Origin of the sequence: Agromyces humi (genome assembly GCF_009720255.1) — a bacterium.
Taxonomy (GTDB): Bacteria; Actinomycetota; Actinomycetes; order Actinomycetales; family Microbacteriaceae; genus Agromyces; species Agromyces humi.
The window spans coordinates 1-2586 of record NZ_WJSP02000463.1 but is presented as its reverse complement, the minus strand read 5'-3'; the positions used below and the strand labels follow the sequence as shown (position 1 = coordinate 2586).

3 protein-coding genes are annotated in these 2586 nt (G+C 70.8%); 1 reads left to right on the top strand and 2 read right to left on the bottom strand.

What is annotated here, in order from left to right; genetic code table 11:
- A partial coding sequence (locus GH736_RS20930; RefSeq protein ID WP_159606754.1) for an ABC transporter permease occupies positions 1–537 on the bottom strand: 537 nt, incomplete at its 3' end.
- A gap of 5 nt (positions 538–542) precedes the next feature.
- Positions 543–1454, bottom strand: a complete 912-nt coding sequence (locus GH736_RS20925; protein ID WP_159606752.1) for an ATP-binding cassette domain-containing protein — start codon at positions 1452–1454, stop codon at positions 543–545.
- A gap of 141 nt (positions 1455–1595) precedes the next feature.
- Here GH736_RS20925 and GH736_RS20920 point away from each other — a divergent pair.
- Positions 1596–2586: TetR/AcrR family transcriptional regulator (locus GH736_RS20920; protein WP_159606750.1), on the top strand; the 991-nt coding region annotated here is incomplete at its 3' end.

Genomic DNA, 2586 nt, shown 5'->3' with positions numbered 1-2586 from the left:
ACGGTAGTTCTCGCTGATCGGCACGTCGCCGAACGGCTTGCCGTAGACCTTCTCGACGTCGTACGGCGAGAAGAGGTACATGTCCTCGTTGTTCTTCGCGAGCTCGAACGTGATGTCGGGCACGACGGCCGTCGCGACGAGGTTGCGGGCGAGGCTGGCGACCACGTGGCCGGTGAGCACCGCGCCGCTGCGCAGCGGCATCGTGCGGAACCGGTCGATGATGCCGGTCGTCATGTCGTTCGCCACCGAGACGGCGGTCGACGCCGACCCGAACCCCGCGCAGAGCAGGATGATGCCGGGCACGACGTAGTCGACGTAGCCGCCCGAGGGGTCGATCGCGTTGCCGAAGATGTACGTGAACAGCAGCATCAGCATGACCGGCAGGACGATCGCCATCGTCGCCGCCTCGACGTCGCGGATCGAGTGGCGCAGGCTACGCCCGATGAAGGTCGCCTCCGCGGTGAGCGCGCGGATGCGGGGGCGCACGAGCGCCGACGGTGTCGCGGCGCCGCTCGCGGTGGGGGTGGTGGTGGTCATTCCGGTCACTTCGCTTCCAGGAGCTCGGGAGACGCGGATGCCGCGTCGCGGGCGGTCAGGTCGAGGAACACGTCGTCGAGGCTGGGGCGGCGGATCGACACCGCGACCCCGTCGCCGACGGCCGCCGGGCTGCGGTCGAGCTCGTCGAGGGCGGCGCGCAGTCCGTGCACGCTGCCGTCGGTGGGCAGCTCGAGCAGCAGCGCGCCGTCGGCGTCGCGCAACTCGACGACGTCGCCGCCGATGCGGGCCTTCAATTCCTCGGGAGTCCCCTCGGCGACGATCCGGCCATGGTCGAGGACCGCGATGCGGTCGGCGAGCCGGTCGGCCTCCTCGAGGTACTGGGTGGTGAGGAAGACCGTGGTGCCGGCGCCCGCGAGCGAGCGGATGACGCTCCACAGCTCCTGCCGGCTGCGCGTGTCGAGGCCCGTGGTCGGTTCGTCCAGGAACAGCACCGCCGGTGCGACGACGAGGCTGAGGGCGAGGTCGAGGCGCCGGCGCATGCCGCCGGAGTAGGTGCCCACCCGGCGACCCGCGGCATCCGCCAGGTCGAACCGGTCGAGGAGCTCGCCGGCGCGCACCCGTGCCGCGCCGCGCGAGAGCCCGGAGAGTCGGCCCATCATGACGAGGTTCTCGGTGGCCGTGAGCACGCCGTCGACGGCGGCCGACTGGCCCGTGAGGCTGATGCGCCGCTTCACCTCCTCGACATCGGCGACGACATCGTGGCCGGCGACCGCGGCAGTGCCCGAATCGGGCGTCACGAGCGTGGTGAGGATGTTGATGGTGGTCGTCTTGCCCGCGCCGTTCGGCCCGAGCAGGGCGAACACGGTGCCGGCGGGGACCGCGAGGTCGAGTCCCGAGAGCACGTCGGTGCGCCCGAAGCGCTTTCGCAGCGCGCGAGCGTCGATGGCGAGTGTCATGAGTTGCTCCGTTCCTGATCGTCCTGATGCATCTGCGTACGACGCATACTGTGTATGTGATCCACTGTTGTTTAAGTAATACACAGTTCTAGACTGTCGTCAACACCCGACCACCACGTCGACGTACGAGAACGGGAGCCGATGCCCACCCCCACGCCGCCCGACGAGCAGCCCGACCCCGAACTCCCCCGGGGCGTCGCGCTCGCCTGGGGCATCGCAGCCCATCCCCAGCGGGGCCCCAAGCGCGAGTTGTCGATCGAGCGCATCGTCGAGGCGGCGATCGAGATCGCCGACGCGGAAGGGCTCGGCGCCGTCTCCATGAGCCGCGTCGCGACCTCGCTCGGCTTCACGACCATGTCGCTCTACCGCTACGTGACGAGCAAGGACGACCTGATCCTGCTCATGCAGGAGGCGGCCAGCACGATGCCGGTCCCCGACGACGAGGTCGAGCGCACCTGGCGCGAGGGGATCACGGCCTGGGTGCTCGCCATCCGCGATGCCTATCGTGCCCATCCCTGGCTCGTCGACATCCCGGTGTCCGGCGCCCCGATCACGCCGAACAGCCTCACGATCGTCGACTGGTTCCTTCGCGAGGCGCGCGACCTGCCGCTCAGCGACGGTGAGAAGATGTCGGCCCTGCTGCTGCTCACCAGCTACGCCCGAGCGACGAGCGCCCAGGAGCGCGACCTGGTCGCCGCGGCGGCGGCCTCCGATCCCGCCGAGGTGTCGGGCGAGCGGGCATTCGGCGCGCTCGTGGAACTCGTCACCCCCGAACGGTTCCCATACCTCCAGCCGCTCCTCCTCGCGGGCGGCTACATCGCCGAGCCGGGCTCGGGAGCCGTCGAGGGCGACGAGGACTTCGAATTCGGCCTGCAGCGCATCCTCGACGGCATCCAGTTCCACGTGGGACAGGTCGAGGCCGGGATCGCGCCGATCCGGCCCGCCGCGCCGGCGCCCGAGGTGGCGCTCCCCCGCGACAAGCACGTGCGCGAGGCCGCGAAGGCGAGGCGCGAGGCCGAGAAGGCGCTGCGCGACGCCCGCAAACGGGAGCGCGACGCGATCAAGCAGGCCCTCGACCGCGAGAAGCAGGCCGACGCGCAGGCCCGACGCGAACGGGCGGACCGAGACCGCC

Bases quoted from the DNA above. Each gene is read 5' to 3' on its own strand.
- GH736_RS20925 (WP_159606752.1), bottom strand. From the start codon at position 1,454: ATGACACTCGCCATCGACGCTCGCGCGCTGCGAAAGCGCTTCGGGCGC.